This window comes from Ktedonobacter racemifer DSM 44963 (genome assembly GCF_000178855.1).
Lineage (GTDB): Bacteria > Chloroflexota > Ktedonobacteria > Ktedonobacterales > Ktedonobacteraceae > Ktedonobacter > Ktedonobacter racemifer.
Genome location: NZ_ADVG01000004.1, coordinates 2,411,288 through 2,427,433 on the forward strand (window position 1 = coordinate 2,411,288; position 16,146 = coordinate 2,427,433).

Genomic DNA, 16,146 nt, shown 5'->3' on the forward strand with positions numbered 1-16,146 from the left:
TGCCTGCTACGCCCATGGCTATAAATGACCTTTGAGACGGTATGCTTCCTCTAATAATCAAAGGCGAGAAGCCGCTCGATTTTCTCGGCGGTCCCGGAATTGCTACGAGGCGAGTAAATCAGTAGTCGCAGGTCGTAGGAATCGACCGCCTGGAGCAAGAAAAAATCAAGGGTCAGTTCTCCTACAAGCGGATGATGTATCGATTTCCATCCTTCCGGCCTGTTGAGTACATCGTGACGGGCCCATAATTCCCGAAACGCCGGACTGATCCGAGAGAGTTCTGCGATCTGTGTACCCCACCAGGGATCGTTGATGAAACGACCATATCCAGCGCGAAATTGTGCCAGAAACACTCGTGCTAATTTCTCCCATTCCTCGCTTTCTTTCCGCAACAAAGGAGACGTGAATAATCTCCAGATCATGTTACGCTCTCGCTCAGACATCATGGCAGAGTAGCCAGAAACGACGCCAATGGTTGCATGAAAGGCTGTATTCCACTCCACCACATTCAAACGAGCATCAACAACACACGCAGGGGTTGTTCCAAGTTGCTGGAGAAACTGTTGGAAGGTTGGGTTGATCGTCATTGGCGAAAACGTCTCGACGGGAGGTGGCTGTCTGAGTGCAAGCAAAAATAAATGGGCGCGTTCGTTCGTGTCCAGTTGCAAGACTCTCGCCAGACTTTCTAACAATTGCACGGAGACGTGAATATCCCGCCCCTGCTCAAGCCTGCTATACCACTCGGGAGTGACTCCGGCGAGCAGAGCTACTTCTCCCCGCCGTAAGCCCGGTGTACGCCTTCGCGTCCCTCTCGGTAATCCAACCTGTTCTGGCAATATGCGAGCGCGGCGGCTGCGCAAGAACGCGGCTAATTCGTGATGACGATCCAACTCCAATTGATGCATAGACATGCTCCACTCAGTGATGTGACAGGAAACGAGAAGTGCTAGTTCCTGAATAAACTCTTATCTCGTTAAAATCTGTCCTTTATTATACACTCGTAACGGATGAAGTGAGTGGAGTCCATCACAGAAGTGTCTACGGAACCCCTCTTGGCCCGAAAACCTGCTCACTCTTCACTCTTACTATCAATTGACCTTTTAACTATCAGAAAGCAAAAGACATATGTTCAAACATGAACATTTCTCAAGAAATCGAGGTGAAGCATGAAAGCAATTGTCCTCCACGAGTACGGCCCCGCGTCAAAACTCAAATACGACGACTTCGAAGACCCCAAACCTGCCGCTGGCGAGGTGCTCGTGCGCGTCTGCGCCACCAGCATCAACCCTGCTGATTGGATGGTACGTTCTGGCACAGTCAAGGACATCCTTCCGGTAGAGTTCCCCCACATCCTCGGCTGCGACCTCGCTGGCACCGTTGTCGAGGCAGGCGAGGGCGTCACCAGTTTCGAGCCTGGCGACCGCGTCATGGCTGTGGCTCTACGTACCTACGCCGAACTCTGTACCGTCAAAGCCACCGACCTCGTCAAAATTCCTGATGGCTTGGAGATGACCACCGCTGCCGCGCTTCCACTGGTCAACGTCACGGGCGATCTGATGATACGGCTTGGTGCCAAGGTCCAACCCGGTCAGACCGTCCTCATCACCGGGGCTTTAGGTTCTGTTGGTCGCTCAGCGGTCTTCGCGGCATCGCAGATCGGGGCTCGGGTCATTGCTGGCGTTCGTGGCAAGCGACTTGATGCTGCCCGGCAACTTCCTGGCGTGAGCGAGGCCATCGCCATCGATGATGACGCAGAGATTGACAAACTCGGTCCTCTCGACTGCGTCGCTGATACCGTTGGTGGGAAGTTCGCTGACAAGTTACTTGCCAAGGTCAAGGAAGGTGGCGCGTTTGGTTGTTTCCCCAAGCAAAACCCGCAAGACGCCGCACTTTATCCTACCGTCCACATCAATACCATTTTTGGGCAAGTCGACCCCGCAACCAGGGCTGCGTTGATCTTGCGCTACGCTGAAGCGGTACGTGACGGCAAGTTGACGATCCCAATCGACCGCATCATGCCGCTCGCTGATGCCGCCGAAGCACAGGTAATCGCCGAAAAGGGCGGTATAGCCAAGATCGTCCTCACCGCCTGAACACGAAGATCAGGAGTGCCCGCGACCGCCACGGTTTTCATCACCGTGGCGGTCGCGGGCTGATATATTGGACGCTATCGAAAAGCGATGCTATAGTGTGCTCACGAGAAGCAATCTGGTCTAGCGAAAGGAAGATACCCTGTATGATGAATGGAGAGACCCAGAGACAGACGAACTGGGTAGGAGCCTGGTATGCCGCCCCTTCCCGGATGTTTTCGGCCAATCTCAGTGGCCGTACCTTGCGGCAAATCGTCCACCTGCACGCTGGTGGAACGCAGCTTCGCCTGCGCCTGTCCAACCGGTATGGAGATGCGCCAGTGATGCTCTCCTCGCTTTCCGTCGGGCCGGTACTCCAGGGTCCGGTGGCCCTCCCAGGAGTCCAGGCAGTGCGGTTTGCGGGCCAGCCAACCGTCACCCTGGAACCCGGTCAGGACGTCGTGAGTGATCCGGTGTCCTTGCACGTGAAAGCGTTCAGCGATCTGGCTATCACCTTTTTTCTGGCCCAGGGTGAGAGCCTGACGGGTCATATGAGTGCGCAGCAAACCTCGTATGTCTCCGGCCCTGGTGATGTGACCGCCGTCCCGGCAGAAGCCTCTTTTTTTGTCTATCCTTTGCAGACTCTGTCCTGGTGGCTGATTACCGGCATTGATGTGGTTCCATCTACACCTCTCAATGCCGTCGTGGCCTTTGCTCTTCGACGACTGAGGGCTTCGGCTCGACGCCCAATGCCAACCAGCGCTGGCCTGATTATTTGGCTCGCCGCTTGAGAGATGCTGGGGAAACACGCTTTATGTCGGTCTTAAATGCGGGCATTGGTGGCAACCAGTTGACCTCTTCCGAGATGCCGCTCGCCGGGGGGATGCCCCCATTCCTGTTCGGCGAAGCTGGGAGCACACGGCTGGCCTGGGATGCGCTCACGCAACCAGGGGCAACGGATTTGATCCTCCATATTGGCTCAAATGATCTGCGCGTTGGAGTGCCGGGAGCAACAGTGATTGAGGCTCTCCAGCATGTGGCCAGCCAGACCAGGCATACTTGTCGACGCGTGTTTGGAACCACCATTTTGCCTGGTGGCTATCCACCCACGCAAGTGGAGCAACGCTCTCTGGTCAATACCTGGCTGCGGGAGCAGGGAAGGCAGTGGTTTGATGCCATCTTCGATCTGGCCACCCCCCTGGCCTCCTCTGATGATGAGGCGGTCCTCCACCCTGCATGTGACTCTGGCGATGGAATTCATCCGAATGATGAAGGCTATCGACGGATGGCTGAAGCCATAGAGATCAACGCGTTGACTGGCACCCCCAGTCGAAAGGCGTAAGACCATGCCAGAACGATGGCAGTGACGTTCCCATCGAATGGTGTCGTGTAAGAAATGTATGGAGAGCGATGCACCATGCAGTCTCTTCCCGGTGGGCTACCAGACGCGCAGAAAAAGCGCGGTGCGCTTGAACCACTTTTGTATAATATTTAAAGATGCGAACTAACACATCAATGTTTCGTAGACAACGGGACTCTTGTAACCCAGTGAGGAGTGCCGTCGAACCCGATTGTAGAAGACTTCTGTGTACTCAAAGATGGCTTGCCTAGCCTGAGCACGTGTCGGAAAGCAAGCGCGATCAACACATTCTCGTTTGAGTGCCCCAAAGAACGACTCGCTCACCGCGTTGTCATAGCAATTTCCCCGACGTGACATACTCACGCTCATGCCATATTCAGCCAACAGGCTTTGATAGTGCTGGCTTGTGTATTGAGAGCCACGATCGCTATGGTGCAATAAACTGGTCTGAGGGCGACGTTGTTGCAATGCCATGCGAAGTGCGTTCTCCACCAGGTGCTCATCTTGGCATGCTGCCATCGCCCATCCTACCACTTTACGTGAAAAGAGATCGAGCACCGCTGCCAGATAGAGCCATCCCTCTCCAGTCCAAATGGCTGTAATATCGCCCGTCCACTTTTCATTGGGGCGGCTAGCCGTGAACTGCCGGTTTAAGAGGTTTGCCGCGACTCGTGCTACTGGGTCGCTGCGTGTGGTAAGCGTTCGATGGCGTGGTCGATGGGGTGAGAGTCCCATCTCTCGCATCAAACGCGCCACCCGTCGACGGGAGCAGCTGATCCCTTGCTCGCGTAATTCGACATGCAAGCGCGGACCTCCGTAGACCTCTCGGTTGGCCGCGTAGGCTTGCTGGATCTGCTCCGCTAACTGATTATCGCGCGTGTTGATGCTTGCTCATCGGGCGTTTCTTCCATGCATAGTATCCACTGATTGAGACCTCCAACGTTTCACAGAGCACCGTAATGGGATACTCTTCACGATGCTTCTCAATCGCCTGGTACCTCACTGCTGGCCGCGCGAGAAGATATGAATGGTTTTTTTAATATGTCACGTTCCTGACGTGTACGTTCAAGCTCACGTTTGAGCCGGCGATTTTCCTCTTCTAAAGCGGTTTGATGGCCACTCCCAGGAAAAGCTTCGGGACCATGCTCAGTCAACTCCTGGCGACATTGGTGGATAGAGGTATCAGAAATGCCTAGCGAACGCGCAATCTGCGTAATCGGTTTGCCACTCGTCTGTGCCAGTCTCACGGCTTCCCGCTTAAATTCGGGCGGATAGGTCTTCTGCTTTTTCTGCATGATCTCTTTCCTCCTTCGAGAATAGTATATCCGAAGATTTCACTACTCTACAAAAGTGAGGCAAGCTCAGGTGGAAGTGGCTCATCTGCTTCTCTGCTACTCCAAAACAGCACCACATCTATTCCAGTGCAAATTTAACTTCTACAATTACCCTGCCTGGAGTTGGCGGACTGCTACCAGCATGTCCTCAAGTTCGTCGAGCATACGGCGCAGATCCATAAGCAGAGAGCTGCGCACGACCGCGCGGTAAGAGGCCCGCGTAGTCGTCTGCGGTACATTTCGTACTGGAATCAGCAACTCTTCTTTTTCCTCCAGGAGCGCGTCTTCTTCTTCCTTGAGGCGCTCCTGGGTCTGCGCCAGTTGGGCAAAGGCCTCCTCTTCGCTATGCTGAGGATACTCCCAGGCGGCGCTCTGGCTTTGCGCCTGCTGCGTTATTACATAAACACGCTCAGCCACAAACTCCAGCATCTCGCCCATGATCCGTAGTATTTCGGCATAGCGCCTGGCCCAGCAGTGCAGGCTACTCAGCTCATTCCATGCCTGGCCCGTCGCCTGCACCGTCCAGGCGATACGCTCCATTTGGCGCGTCACTTTCTCCAACGCCTCCAGCAGATATGGTTGATTCTCTGTTACATCCTGAAGCGCTCGCCCCCAGGGATTCAAGCGTAAATTCTCTTTGCCTAGAGCCAATTCGCGTTCTGAGCAGCGCACCTTGCGTTCAACGGCATGCATATGCTCATAGATAGCAGCCTGACGCGAGCATGCAACGGTGCCCCCGACCGTATCGGCCAGGGTGGGCAAGGTTTGTGCCACCTCCTCCAGCAAGTTTACCAGGGTGCGCTGTGCTTTTTGCGCATAGATGGGAGGAGAGAGGAAGAGGCTCAGCAGGGTTCCAATTACGCCCCCGATCAGCGCTCCCAGTAAGCGTAGCGCCGGATAGCTCTCCTCGCCTACGCCAACGACCAGGCCCAGGAGCGCGCTGATGGGGATTTGTGTCGCCAGGTAGGCCCCTTTTGGCTTGAATAAGAGTCCAGAGAGGGCCGCGGCAAAGACGGTCAGGAGAATGGTCAAGGCGGAGAGTCCCAGGAGATGTACAATGATCACCGATAGCGCTATCCCAATAAAGACGCCCAGGACACGCTCGATACTCTTGCGTATCGTCTGCCAGCTTGTCGCCTGCAAGACAATGACGGCAGAGACTGCCGCCAGCGCTGCCGCCTCTTTTCCGGCAATCAGATAGGCAACCTGCCAGGCAAGCGCCGCAGAGAGCGCACATTTTAGACCAAATAAGGTTATAGCGAGGACTTTACGCCACCTGAGATTATGGTGAAGCGTCCAGGCAAGTGTTCGCATATCTTCTTCTCTAAGGGATGCGCTAGAGAGATCTTGGTATCTATAGCATTCATTGTACCACCGCTCCAAACCGCTTCAACTCGCGTATAAAGCCAATCAAGACGCTTTAACTACCTCTATCATCGCCAGGAAGAACGTACACCCGCCAAATCAGCGAACAGGAAAGTCTCTGACACTTTTCTCCGCCTTAGCTTTTATCGTTTGCAAGTACGAATTTGTTGCGCTTTCTTGTATTTTGTTCTTCTTATCTAGATTGCGTGTGAACCAGCGTGGCAAGAGGCCTATCGCTATCTCAGATTTTTTCTGATAGACAACGACACATGAGTTTGTATCAATAGCGATACAGCGTATGTCAGTGTCTTCGATTGTCGTGAACCAGAATTTTCTCATCTCGAAGTGGTCTTGGATGTGATGGCTTTCAGCATCACGTATACTTTTCGCCACGAACGTTCCAGTTCTCCCGAGAAAGGCCATCCCACCATAGACAGTCTGTCCGGTAGCTGGAAGCTCTGCTTGGATAAACTGGTCAATAAATAGCGTTAGACGAAATCGCCATATCTTCATATGGATAATTTGACCTGCAGTAAGATCTGAATCATTTTCGGTCCCCATTGGCACATATTTGGCCTGGTCGAACTCCTTCTTTTCGGTGAATAGCAACCAAACATTTTCAACAGGCGCGTTGATAACTACGGAGTTATTACTCTCAATCATACCAAGTATCCTTTATCTACTAGCATCCTCTACTGGGTGGGCGCGCAGCCATTCGTTTCTGAGAATGGCGTAGAGATACTCATCGCACCAGTGGCCCTTGAACCAGGCATTTTGAATAAAGTGTCCTTCGCGGCGCATGCCAAGACGGTCCATCAGGGCATAGGAGGAGTGATTCTCGCAGTCGGCAATGGCGATAACGCGATGAAGGTGAAAGGCCTGGAAGGCGTAGTTGAGCCAGCAGGTGACTGCCTCAGTGGCATAGCCTTTCCCGTGATAGGCTCGCGCCAGGGTATACCCAATCTCGGCCTGTCGCTTATCGTGGGTGTTTACCTTGAAGAAACAATCACCTATTAGCGTTTCCGTCTCCTTGAGTTCAATGGCGATCTGGAACCCCTCGCCAGGTGTGCCAGATCGCGCCACTCTCTGTTCTATGATAAAGGCCCAGGCCTCAGCCTCGCTTATTCCCTCCCACCCCTGATATCTGGCGATCTCGGGATCATTGCGATAGGCCATGAAAAGTGACAGGTCGGACTCTGTAAAACGTCGTAGGCGCAGACGTTCTGTCTCCAGCATAGTGAAAGGCATGTATTCTCTCTCCTTGGGATGGAAATAACATAGAAAATAGCGTACACTCCAACTGTATTAAAAACTATCTATATGGAGTATGTCTAGATGTTTGAAAGACGTATTGAAGAGGCTGGACTCAATAGCTGGCCCGCCCTTCAGCAACTATTTTTTGATGGCTGGATCGTACGCTTTGCCCAGGGCTATACCAAACGCGCAAATTCGGTGACGCCTCTCTATCCCTCGCTACTCACGGCTCAGGAAAAAATTGCTTATTGCGAACGCTTGTATGTGGAGCAACAGCTTCCGACCATCTTTCGCCTTACTTCATTCTCAACGGAAAGTCAGCAACTAGATCAAATGTTAGCTGAGCGAGGGTACCAGTATCTTGATCGCACATTTGTCTGGTCTACCCAGTTGTCTCCTGATAGAGACACCAATAAACCGGTACTACACGCGCTTTCCCTCGAAACGTGGCTGCCGATCTATCTTCAATGGAGTGAGCGTTATATCGAGTTACACCATCTGCACCGCGAATTGCTGGAGCGTATCCCGTCTTCGCATCTCTACGCGGTACTCTACCAGCATGGCGTCCCCGTAGCTTGTGGCCTCGGTGTGCTGGAGCACGAGGCCCTGGGACTCTTTGACATCGTGACCGATCCGGGACAGCGCAGGCAGGGCTATGGGACGCAACTCATCAAAGGGATGCTCGCCTGGGGCAGAGAACAGGGGGCCAGGTCTGCCTATCTACAGGTGGTAGGTGACAATCTGGCGGCTCAGCAGATGTACGCCAAACTGGGTTTCCAGGAAGCCTACCAGTACTGGTACCGGGCGCAAGGGCGATGAGAGGAGGTAGTCGGGTCTCTGCAAAAGACGCGAGGGGCGGGTTATGGACGACCCGCCCCTCGCGTCTTGCTGCAATGCTTGACCTTGTCTAGTGAACTGTTTCATAACTCTGGCCTGTATTATGGAAGCGCACCTGCACAGTGCTGACATCTACAATGAGGTCTGGATGGTGGGGATCGCCGGAAAAGTCCAGACTGACCGGGGCGAGATCGATGCCCGGCCCCGCCAGGCGTGGTCCCGTGAGCAGGCGTGTGTGCGCAGGATCACCGCCGGGAAGTTCGATAATATAGATTTGTCCTTTAAGGTTGATTGCGGTAAAGTGCGTTGGTGTGCTAGAGAGTTCATGACCAACAAAGTGATCGACCTGCGTGGTACGCGGGCGCCCATAGCGGATATCATCGAGCGTGGTGCTTCCCCAGCTATAGCCGAGTTGCCCCAGGTAAGCGAGCGCAAGCGCGCAGATCATTCCCAGGCCGATATAGAGCAGCCAGGAGCCTGAATCCACACGCCTTTTCGCCTGGGCGACTGGCACTGACTGTGCTTTTGCATTTGCCATCTTCGATGTTTGCTTCGTGCGAACTTGAGAGGAGGCACGCGGCGTCTGGACGGCCCGAGGCTGACTGCTCTCCTGAAGGGGACGGCGACGAATGACGAGACTACGAGGAACGATTTGTGTGAATTCTGGCACTTCTGGCGCATCCAGGGCTTCCTCAACAAGGGTCGCGGACATAATCAACCTCCTTGCTTTCAATGGACATAGTAAAAGTTTCGCGAAATAGAGCGGGAAGCGCGCCAGCGTGTGATCACAAGCGAAGTATACCTGCTGAGGAAGGATGGAGACAACCCATTTATCCACGAACTTTTCCTCAGAGGGTGTGCAGCGATTGTGGATAAGTCAGGGGCCTTGATTTTTAGAGATAAAGTCGATTATGCTTGTTCATAGCGGTCATAAAGCATATAAACTATAAAGGTTATAGGTGCTACTCCTGTGGACCGCAGCTCCATTTTTTGTGTCCTGCGCTTACCTGGGGGTAATATGCAGGATACGCAGGTGCATGGATGTACCCATCTATGTGTGTAGAGAAAGCGAGCAAGGAAATGCGAAAACCCGTACCCCTCTTCTGGCGTGTTTCTCCCCTATTTGTCACGGCCATCGTGGTCGTGCTATTTGGTGTCGTTTTGACGGCGCACGCCGCACGAACCTGGCCGACCTATCAGTCTGGCTCAAGTGGAGAGAACGTTCGCTCTATTCAGTATATGCTTGTGCAGCGCGGCTATAGCCTCACGGTCGATGGGCAATTTGGCTCGGGGACGGCCTCAGTAGTGAAGAGCTTTCAGAGCACCAATGGCTTATCGGTAGATGGTATTGTGGGTCCGCAAACCTGGGAAAAGCTTATTGTCACCACTCAGAATGGCAGCAATGGAAGCGCTGTCACGACTTTGCAACGGCAGTTGAACGCGCATGGTGCCAGCCTCACGACCGATGGCGCCTTTGCCCCGGCGACTGAATCGGCGGTCAAGAGCTTCCAGAGCAGCAAAGGTTTGAGCGCGGATGGTATCGCGGGCCTTGACACCTGGAGCCAGCTGGTTGGTGGCAGTGGAAGTGGTGGCAGCAATGGCGATAAACTCTCGCAGAGCCAGGCCGCGAGCCTGCTCAGCAGCGCTGGCATTAGCGTTACATCTTCGGGTGGCTGCACGGATCGCAATAATGCAAGCTGCACCTCGCTTGACCAGATCCGCCGTGGAACGATTGATGGTGTCATCGCCTTTAAGAATCAGAGCGGTTGCGCGATCACCATTACTGGCGGCACCGAGACGGGGCATGCGGGTGGCACCTACTCCCATTGGAATGGCTATAAGGTGGACGTTGCGCATACTACCTGTGTGACAAACTATATCCACAGTCACTTCACCTATAAAGGACTGCGCAGCGATGGCGCACCCATGTATGATGATGTCTCCGGTAATCGCTACGCCGATGAAGGAAGCCACTGGGACATCACCTATTACTAAACCAGTCTAGGGTGGGCGCTGTTTATCAGTCTTTCTTATAGTTTTTGTAGCAAGGTTTTTGGTAACCATTCAGAAGGGGGCATAAAAGATTCATTTTATGCAATTACCTCTGTATTCGCAGTTGTTCCGAGCTCAAGGACGAAAGTGCATGCGTGCTCTGCATCTTCTACGTGAGCCTTCTGAATAGTTACGCTTTTGTGCATCCTCAAAGGAATAAGAATTCTGCGATCTGCTCTTTGTATTCCTCTGGACGATTTCGATGGATGGCGTGTCCACCCCCTTCGATGCTTACGAAACGAGCGTCGGGCATCAGGTGGGCAACCTCGGCCAGCTTCTCCTGGGGAACATGGCTGGTTGCTCCGCCACCAATGATCAGAGTAGGCACAGTGACCTTGTGAATATCATTCCACCAGGAGGAAGGTGGATTCCTCACCTGGCTAATGATAGGCCTGACCAATGCCCAGTTTTGCTGGTAAACCGGTGGAGCATCCTCGGGCGCTTCGTCAGGCAGTTCAGGGCTGGCAGGTACTCCAGGCTCTTTAAATGGAGGAGGCGTATCCTCGATGGCCAGGCGCTCAAGGCGCTCAGGCCACTGCTCACCGAAGAGGAAGGCGACCGTTCCCCCCATCGAATGCCCGATAAGAGTGAAACGCCCCAGGGAGAGCGCATCGGCAAAGGCCTTGAGATCGTCGCGCATCAATTCAAAGGAGTAGACCCCAGGCCGGGCGCTCTCGCCATGTCCACGCTGATCAAGCGCGAAGACATGATAGCGTTCGGCCAGGAAGGGTGCGATCTCGTCCCAATCCCGTGCATCGGCCATGAGACCATGCAGGAGGACAAGCGGCGGTACACCTGGGTCTCCCGCCTCGCGATAATGAAGCGTCACACCTGGAAGCGCAATGGTACGATCAATAAGCACTGACATATTTTCTGGAAAGGCCTTTCTACATAAATCAAGTTATTCGCTTAAATGCTTCAGTTTGTAGCATACCACTTTACAGGCCCTTTTACAAATATCTTTAAGAATAATGTCCTTGTTGTCCTTATGCAGGCTACTTTGAATGGATACTTCCATACAGCAAATATGAGGCCATCTCTGCATAAACTAGCCTATACAACATCGTGGAAATAAAGAATTATGCATAGTAAAATTTTCAGAAAAATGTTAAAGATGCTAAAAGCATTTTAATAATGCTAAATGATTGTATATTTATCCATATTAGTGTAAAATTTTATTAATGCTGTTAGATTAATCCCAATATTTTGGAGGATTTCATGGAGCAACTAATGACGACAGAAGAAGTTGCAGAGTTATTGCGAATCGAACCTGTGACAGTCAGACGACTGGTTACGCGGGGAGAACTGACAGCCTATCGCATCGCTGGAGAGTATCGCTTTAAGGAAGAAGATGTAGAGCGCTTTGTAGAGAGTCAGCGCATCATAGTAAGCATGGCACCAGGACCAAATCATCCGATGGCTAAATTTACTGAGCGCGCTCGGAAAGTTTTATCGCTGGCCAATGAAGAAGCCCATCGCTATCGCCATGCTGGGATGGGACCAGAACATATATTGTTGGGACTCATGAGTGAAGGTGGGGGCATTGGGGCCAGAGTCCTCACGCAACTTCAAGTTCAGCCAGACGAGGTACGGGCAGAGATTGAAGTATTGCGACCAAAGGGGAAGGCAGCCGTAGCTGAGGGGGAACTTGGTTTGACACAGCAAGGCAAAGCCAGTCTCGAATTGGCAGTCCAGGAGGCGCGTTCACTTGGGCATCACTATGTAGGTACCGAGCACTTGTTGCTGGGTATACTGCGCGAGGAGACAGAGGATCTCGCCAGTCAGGTCTTGCTTACTGCATCGGGTGTCACTCTTGACAAGGCACGTGAACAGGTGAAACAACTCCTTGCAAGCGAGCAATCAACAAGTGCGTCATCAATAAAACCTGAGAAGAAAGCGTGATGTAGTCAGGAACCAAGCCCGACGCTACTGCACATAGCTGCAAGCCATTGTTGGCTGCTCATTATATGTAGATGCGTACTTTAGTGGCGTCGGGCTTATAGTTGCAAGCCAACGATGGTTTGCTAGTCCCCCAGGGCCGCCAGGTCGAGTTGGCGCAGGCGTTCGGGGTCGGAGATGGCCTCGATTTCGGTGATCTTTCCGTTCGCGAGGGTGAGGCCGATTACGAGTTGCAGGTGACCACGTGGGGCCACGACGACGCCCACGGCTCCGTTCACGAGTGCTGGTTGCGCCTCTCTGGCCCGGCCGGAGAATTGTTTGGCTACGGCTACCGCGCCACGAATCTCCTTTGGCGCGCCCAAAGGCACTTGCGCCTGCTCGAAGCGGAACACAACGTCTGGATCAAGCATTGTGAGGAGAGCATCAAAGTTTCCGGAGCGCGAGGCTGCGAGGAAGGCGCCGACAACTTCTCGCTGGCGTTTAAGATCGGCATCTGAAGTTGACGCGCCTCCGCGCACCCGGCGCCGTGCGCGACTAGCGAGTTGCCTTGCGGTAGTAGGAGAGCGGCCCACGATGGGTGCAATCTCGTCGAAAGACACGGCAAATAGATCGTGCAGGACGAACGCAAGGCGCTCGGCGGGACTCAAGGTGTCGAGGACCACGAGCAGCGCGAGACCAACCGAGTCGGCCAGGAGCACTTCTTGTTCGGGATCGATGCCATCCTCGCGGTTCATATCGGGTGTGTAATCGTCCAGGGGATCCTCGCGCCGCGATTTGCGCGAGCGCAACATATCGAGACAGACCCGTGCAATAACTGTCGTCAGCCAACCACCCAGGTTCTCGACCTCACTTGTGTCGGAGCGGCTGAGGCGGAGCCAGGACTCCTGCACGGCGTCGTCCGCCTCGCTCAAAGACCCAAGCATCCGATAGGCTACTGCCCGCAGGTGGCTCCGAGAGGCCTCAAACTGTTCCGCCAGCCATTGATGTTCATTATCGTTATGTGTCAAAGTGCGCTCCTTGGCTTTATTGTGATCTTCTTCTCTTGTATAATTAACACCATGTGCATCCTTTGTGTGTGACTTCTCGCGCCTGCGGCGCTCGCTCTGGTTGGGTATGGTGAGCCCTGGCAGCCGCAAGCTGCCAGGGCTCACCATACCCAACCAGAAATAATTTTGTTTGTTGGTGACAATCCTTTATTGTATTCCGTCAAAGTAGTGACGAGCGAAACCCAGACAATGTGACAGGATTCATCTCTCACTGCCGACGCTGCTCAATGTGATTGTGCACCACTGTAATGTTTCCCTTATGAGGGAAGGAGCGTTATGTCAAAGACTAATTACACACTCTCTCCACTTGGCTTTCTCCATTCGCCACTTACGAGTCGTGAAGGGGCCCCGAAGCAAGGATACGAAGGTGCACCCAACGCCTGGCTTGAGGTGAACGAAGCGTTTGCAAAAGGGCTTGAAGGAATCGCCGTGGGTGATGAAGTTATCTTGATTACCTGGTTTCACCAGTCTCGCCGCGATGTTTTACAGGTGCATCCCCGTGGGGATACGCATAATCCCCTGGCTGGCGTCTTTGCGACGCGCTCACCCGATAGGCCAAACCCGCTTGGCCTGCACCGGGTGAGGGTCCTGGCAATCGATGGCAGGAGATTACACGTGGGCCCACTAGAAGCGATTGATGGAACGCCCGTCGTAGATATCAAGCCAGTGCTCGCTCAGTCGAGGGATGCATAAAGCCCCTATATAAGGGAGCGGATTCACGCAGGTGCATGTAGAGTGAGCAATTGTAGACACCTTTTGGTCACTCTCGGATATAGCCATTTCGCATCTTCAAGGGTATGCTATGTATAAGTGTAGTGGGCATGAAGATGAAAGGAAGCTTATCTCTATGTTTAACGAGAGTATGCGTGCGTTCTTCAACGAAAATGGCTATGTAGTGGCGAGAGCGTTGTTTGATCCGCAAGAGGTGGATACACTGCGTGAGCACTACATGGAGCTGCGCGCTCAGGGAGCGCATCCCGGTGATATGGTCGGTGTCGATACGACGAGCAGCGATCCCTTGAAACGTTTCCCGCGCATGATTCATATGCATCACTGGGACGAGGCCAGCCTGAGCTGGCTCCTGGAGCCACGTCTAAACGCGGTGTTGACGGGTTTGCTGGGACGTGAGCCATATGCCGTCCAGACTATGCTCTACTTTAAACCCGCTGGAGCACGTGGGCAGGCGTTGCACCAGGATCAATATTTCCTGCGTGCCAGGCCTGGCACCTGCATGGCGGCCTGGCTGGCGCTGGACGACTGCGATGAGACCAATGGCTGTATGCAAGTCATTCCCGGCAGTCATACCTGGCCCCTGCTGTGTACTACGCAGGCGGACACCAAAAATAGCTTTACCGACGTCACGGTGCTGCTACCAGAAGGCCAGGAAGTTCAGCCGATCGTCATGCAGGCGGGGGACGTCCTCTTCTTTAACGGAACCCTGGTGCATGGCAGCTATCCTAACACCACCGGCGATCGCTTCCGCCGTTCGCTGATCGGACACTATATCTCGGGCGAGGCGGAGCAAGCCTCGCAATTTATGAAACCGATTCTGCGTATGGATGGCAGCGAGGTCGACCTGGAGACGAGTTTGCTAGGCGGCCCCTGTGGTGTCTGGGTCGAGGAAGACGGCAAACCCGTCATCGAATTGAGTGGCCTGGAGACCAACACGGTTTTCCGCAGCGAGTGAAAAAAGAGAGGGCTCCGGCTGACATACTACCAGCTGGGACCCTCTGCTCCGATAAATGTAGGAAAACGTATGCGAGCATAGCTCTCCCACATCGTTCGTTGTTGCTGCTTCATCCGTAGGTGCCTCAATGTGACCAGCACATTTTTGGTCTTACCCCGCGTCCACAGCCAAGTTTGCGTCTTCGTCCGAGCCAGTACCGGAGACGGCTTGATCAATGAGCCCGATCAAGCGGAGGGCTTCCGCCAGGATATTGAGAGAGGCGTTATAATCTCTATCCTGCTCGAATTGAGCATACGCGCAGTGCGGGTTCTGACAGAGAAACACCCGATCTGAGAGCTGCATGTCTTCCCACTTCCAGCCGCAACCGTGACAGGTTTTACTGGAAGCAAAGAAACGGTTGACCTTGATGACGTGCCCACCTCGTTGCTCCACCTTCGCCTTCAGCACGTTCAAGAGTTTGCCTAATGCCGCATCCGAGAACGAACGCGCGAGCTTGCGATTCTTGAGCAACCCCTTGAGATTGAGGTCTTCAATGCCAATGATCCCGTAGCAGTTCGCGAGCCGGGTGGTCAGCTTGTGGAGCACATCATCTCTCATGCAGGTGATTCGGTAGTGCAGGCGTGCAACCTGCCTGCGTGCTTTCTCCCGGTTTTTCGAGCCGAGTGTGCGGCGATGCAGGCGTTTGTTGGCCTGACGGAGCTTTTTGAGCGCCGTTTTGAGGAAGGCTTGGTTCTCGACTCCTTCTCCCGTACTCAAGGTTGCTAGTCGGTTCAGTCCGACATCGATGCCACAAGCAGCCGGTTTCTTCGCCGGGATCGCATCTGGAAGTTCGACTTGAATCGAGACAAACCACCAGTCTGCCGTTTTGGTAATGCGCGCACCTGTCACGTTGCCCACAAAGCGCAAGTTCTCTGCCATATTCACCCAGCCGAGCTTGGGGATCCAGATCCGATGGTCCCCAAGCTCGAATTGATCGTTGGCCAGATAAAAGCTCCGTTTGCTTTTCTTCTTGCTCTTGAATGTGGGCCGACCGGTCTTTTTTCCCTGTTTCAAGCCTTCAAAATACGCGGTCCAGGCGTTTGCCAGATCTATGAGAATGTCCTTTCTGGGCATATTGCCACGCTTTGCCTCCATTCTCCTCTCTTTTTGAGAACCGTTGAAAACTCTTTTTGGCCCAATTTTTGAATTGCAAGTTGCCTTAGTTGCAATTCATAGTAGCTCTACAATATCACTTTTTAGCCTG

General features: G+C 53.5%; 16 protein-coding genes and 1 pseudogene. 8 read left to right on the forward strand and 9 right to left on the reverse strand.

All coding sequences use genetic code 11. The annotated features are described in order from the left end of the window. Positions 1–50: 50 nt before the first annotated feature. Complete coding sequence (locus KRAC_RS52380; RefSeq protein ID WP_007921198.1) at positions 51–905, reverse strand: helix-turn-helix transcriptional regulator; 855 nt, start codon at positions 903–905, stop codon at positions 51–53. 261 nt (positions 906–1,166) lie between these two features. On the opposite strand from KRAC_RS52380, the gene KRAC_RS52385 reads away from it, so the two are divergent. From KRAC_RS52385 to KRAC_RS52395, 3 genes are all read left to right on the forward strand, one after another. Continuing rightward, complete coding sequence (locus tag KRAC_RS52385; RefSeq protein ID WP_007921200.1) at positions 1,167–2,093, forward strand: NADP-dependent oxidoreductase; 927 nt, start codon at positions 1,167–1,169, stop codon at positions 2,091–2,093. A gap of 143 nt (positions 2,094–2,236) precedes the next feature. Then, positions 2,237–2,860 (forward strand): hypothetical protein, encoded by a 624-nt coding sequence (locus KRAC_RS52390; RefSeq protein ID WP_040447559.1) that lies wholly within the window; start codon positions 2,237–2,239, stop codon positions 2,858–2,860. Then, on the forward strand, positions 2,845–3,411 hold the full coding sequence (locus KRAC_RS52395) for a GDSL-type esterase/lipase family protein (RefSeq protein ID WP_244422562.1): 567 nt from the start codon (positions 2,845–2,847) through the stop codon (positions 3,409–3,411). The genes KRAC_RS52390 and KRAC_RS52395 overlap by 16 nt, the downstream gene beginning before the upstream one ends. 162 nt (positions 3,412–3,573) lie before the next feature. On the opposite strand, the pseudogene KRAC_RS52400 reads toward KRAC_RS52395, so the two are convergent. The 4 genes and pseudogenes from KRAC_RS52400 to KRAC_RS52420 all read right to left on the reverse strand — a co-directional run bounded on the left by KRAC_RS52400 (position 3,574) and on the right by KRAC_RS52420 (position 7,376). Further along, positions 3,574–4,724, reverse strand: a pseudogene (locus KRAC_RS52400) (IS3 family transposase). A 147-nt stretch (positions 4,725–4,871) separates the two neighbouring features. After that, positions 4,872–6,077: an FUSC family protein gene (locus KRAC_RS52410; RefSeq protein ID WP_007921202.1), complete on the reverse strand. Its 1,206-nt coding sequence runs from the start codon at positions 6,075–6,077 to the stop codon at positions 4,872–4,874. Between the two features lie 150 nt (positions 6,078–6,227). Further along, a complete protein-coding gene (locus KRAC_RS52415) occupies positions 6,228–6,791 on the reverse strand; it encodes a hypothetical protein (RefSeq protein ID WP_007921203.1) in 564 nt (187 codons plus the stop codon). Positions 6,792–6,803: 12 nt separating this feature from the next. Next, positions 6,804–7,376: a GNAT family N-acetyltransferase gene (locus tag KRAC_RS52420; RefSeq protein WP_007921205.1), complete on the reverse strand. Its 573-nt coding sequence runs from the start codon at positions 7,374–7,376 to the stop codon at positions 6,804–6,806. A gap of 87 nt (positions 7,377–7,463) precedes the next feature. Between KRAC_RS52420 and KRAC_RS52425 the strand changes: the two genes are divergently transcribed. Continuing rightward, positions 7,464–8,201 carry a GNAT family N-acetyltransferase gene (locus KRAC_RS52425; RefSeq protein WP_007921207.1) on the forward strand — a complete coding sequence of 246 codons (738 nt, stop codon included), beginning with the start codon at positions 7,464–7,466 and terminating at the stop codon, positions 8,199–8,201. 88 nt (positions 8,202–8,289) lie between these two features. On the opposite strand, the gene KRAC_RS64320 is transcribed toward KRAC_RS52425, so the two are convergent. Then, on the reverse strand, positions 8,290–8,931 hold the full coding sequence (locus KRAC_RS64320) for a hypothetical protein (RefSeq protein ID WP_007921209.1): 642 nt from the start codon (positions 8,929–8,931) through the stop codon (positions 8,290–8,292). A 368-nt stretch (positions 8,932–9,299) separates the two neighbouring features. Between KRAC_RS64320 and KRAC_RS68170 the strand changes: the two genes are divergently transcribed. Then, entirely contained in the window at positions 9,300–10,214 is a 915-nt protein-coding gene (locus KRAC_RS68170) for a peptidoglycan-binding domain-containing protein (RefSeq protein WP_075164597.1), read from the forward strand. A 205-nt stretch (positions 10,215–10,419) separates the two neighbouring features. Here KRAC_RS68170 and KRAC_RS52440 read toward each other — a convergent pair whose 3' ends face one another. Further along, positions 10,420–11,139, reverse strand: a complete 720-nt coding sequence (locus tag KRAC_RS52440; protein WP_007921213.1) for an alpha/beta fold hydrolase — start codon at positions 11,137–11,139, stop codon at positions 10,420–10,422. Between the two features lie 350 nt (positions 11,140–11,489). Between KRAC_RS52440 and KRAC_RS52445 the strand changes: the two genes are divergently transcribed. After that, positions 11,490–12,173: a helix-turn-helix domain-containing protein gene (locus KRAC_RS52445; protein WP_007921214.1), complete on the forward strand. Its 684-nt coding sequence runs from the start codon at positions 11,490–11,492 to the stop codon at positions 12,171–12,173. 122 nt (positions 12,174–12,295) lie between these two features. Here KRAC_RS52445 and KRAC_RS52450 read toward each other — a convergent pair whose 3' ends face one another. Further along, complete coding sequence (locus KRAC_RS52450) at positions 12,296–13,324, reverse strand: sigma-70 family RNA polymerase sigma factor (RefSeq protein ID WP_007921217.1); 1,029 nt, start codon at positions 13,322–13,324, stop codon at positions 12,296–12,298. A 168-nt stretch (positions 13,325–13,492) separates the two neighbouring features. On the opposite strand from KRAC_RS52450, the gene tsaA reads away from it, so the two are divergent. Together tsaA and KRAC_RS52460 are read left to right on the forward strand one after the other, a co-directional pair. After that, positions 13,493–13,909, forward strand: a complete 417-nt coding sequence (tsaA, locus tag KRAC_RS52455; protein ID WP_007921219.1) for a tRNA (N6-threonylcarbamoyladenosine(37)-N6)-methyltransferase TrmO — start codon at positions 13,493–13,495, stop codon at positions 13,907–13,909. Positions 13,910–14,063: 154 nt separating this feature from the next. Next, complete coding sequence (locus tag KRAC_RS52460; protein ID WP_040447563.1) at positions 14,064–14,903, forward strand: phytanoyl-CoA dioxygenase family protein; 840 nt, start codon at positions 14,064–14,066, stop codon at positions 14,901–14,903. 150 nt (positions 14,904–15,053) lie between these two features. On the opposite strand, the gene KRAC_RS52465 is transcribed toward KRAC_RS52460, so the two are convergent. Beyond that, positions 15,054–16,037: an RNA-guided endonuclease InsQ/TnpB family protein gene (locus KRAC_RS52465; protein WP_052569307.1), complete on the reverse strand. Its 984-nt coding sequence runs from the start codon at positions 16,035–16,037 to the stop codon at positions 15,054–15,056. Between the last annotated feature and the right edge of the window lie 109 nt (positions 16,038–16,146).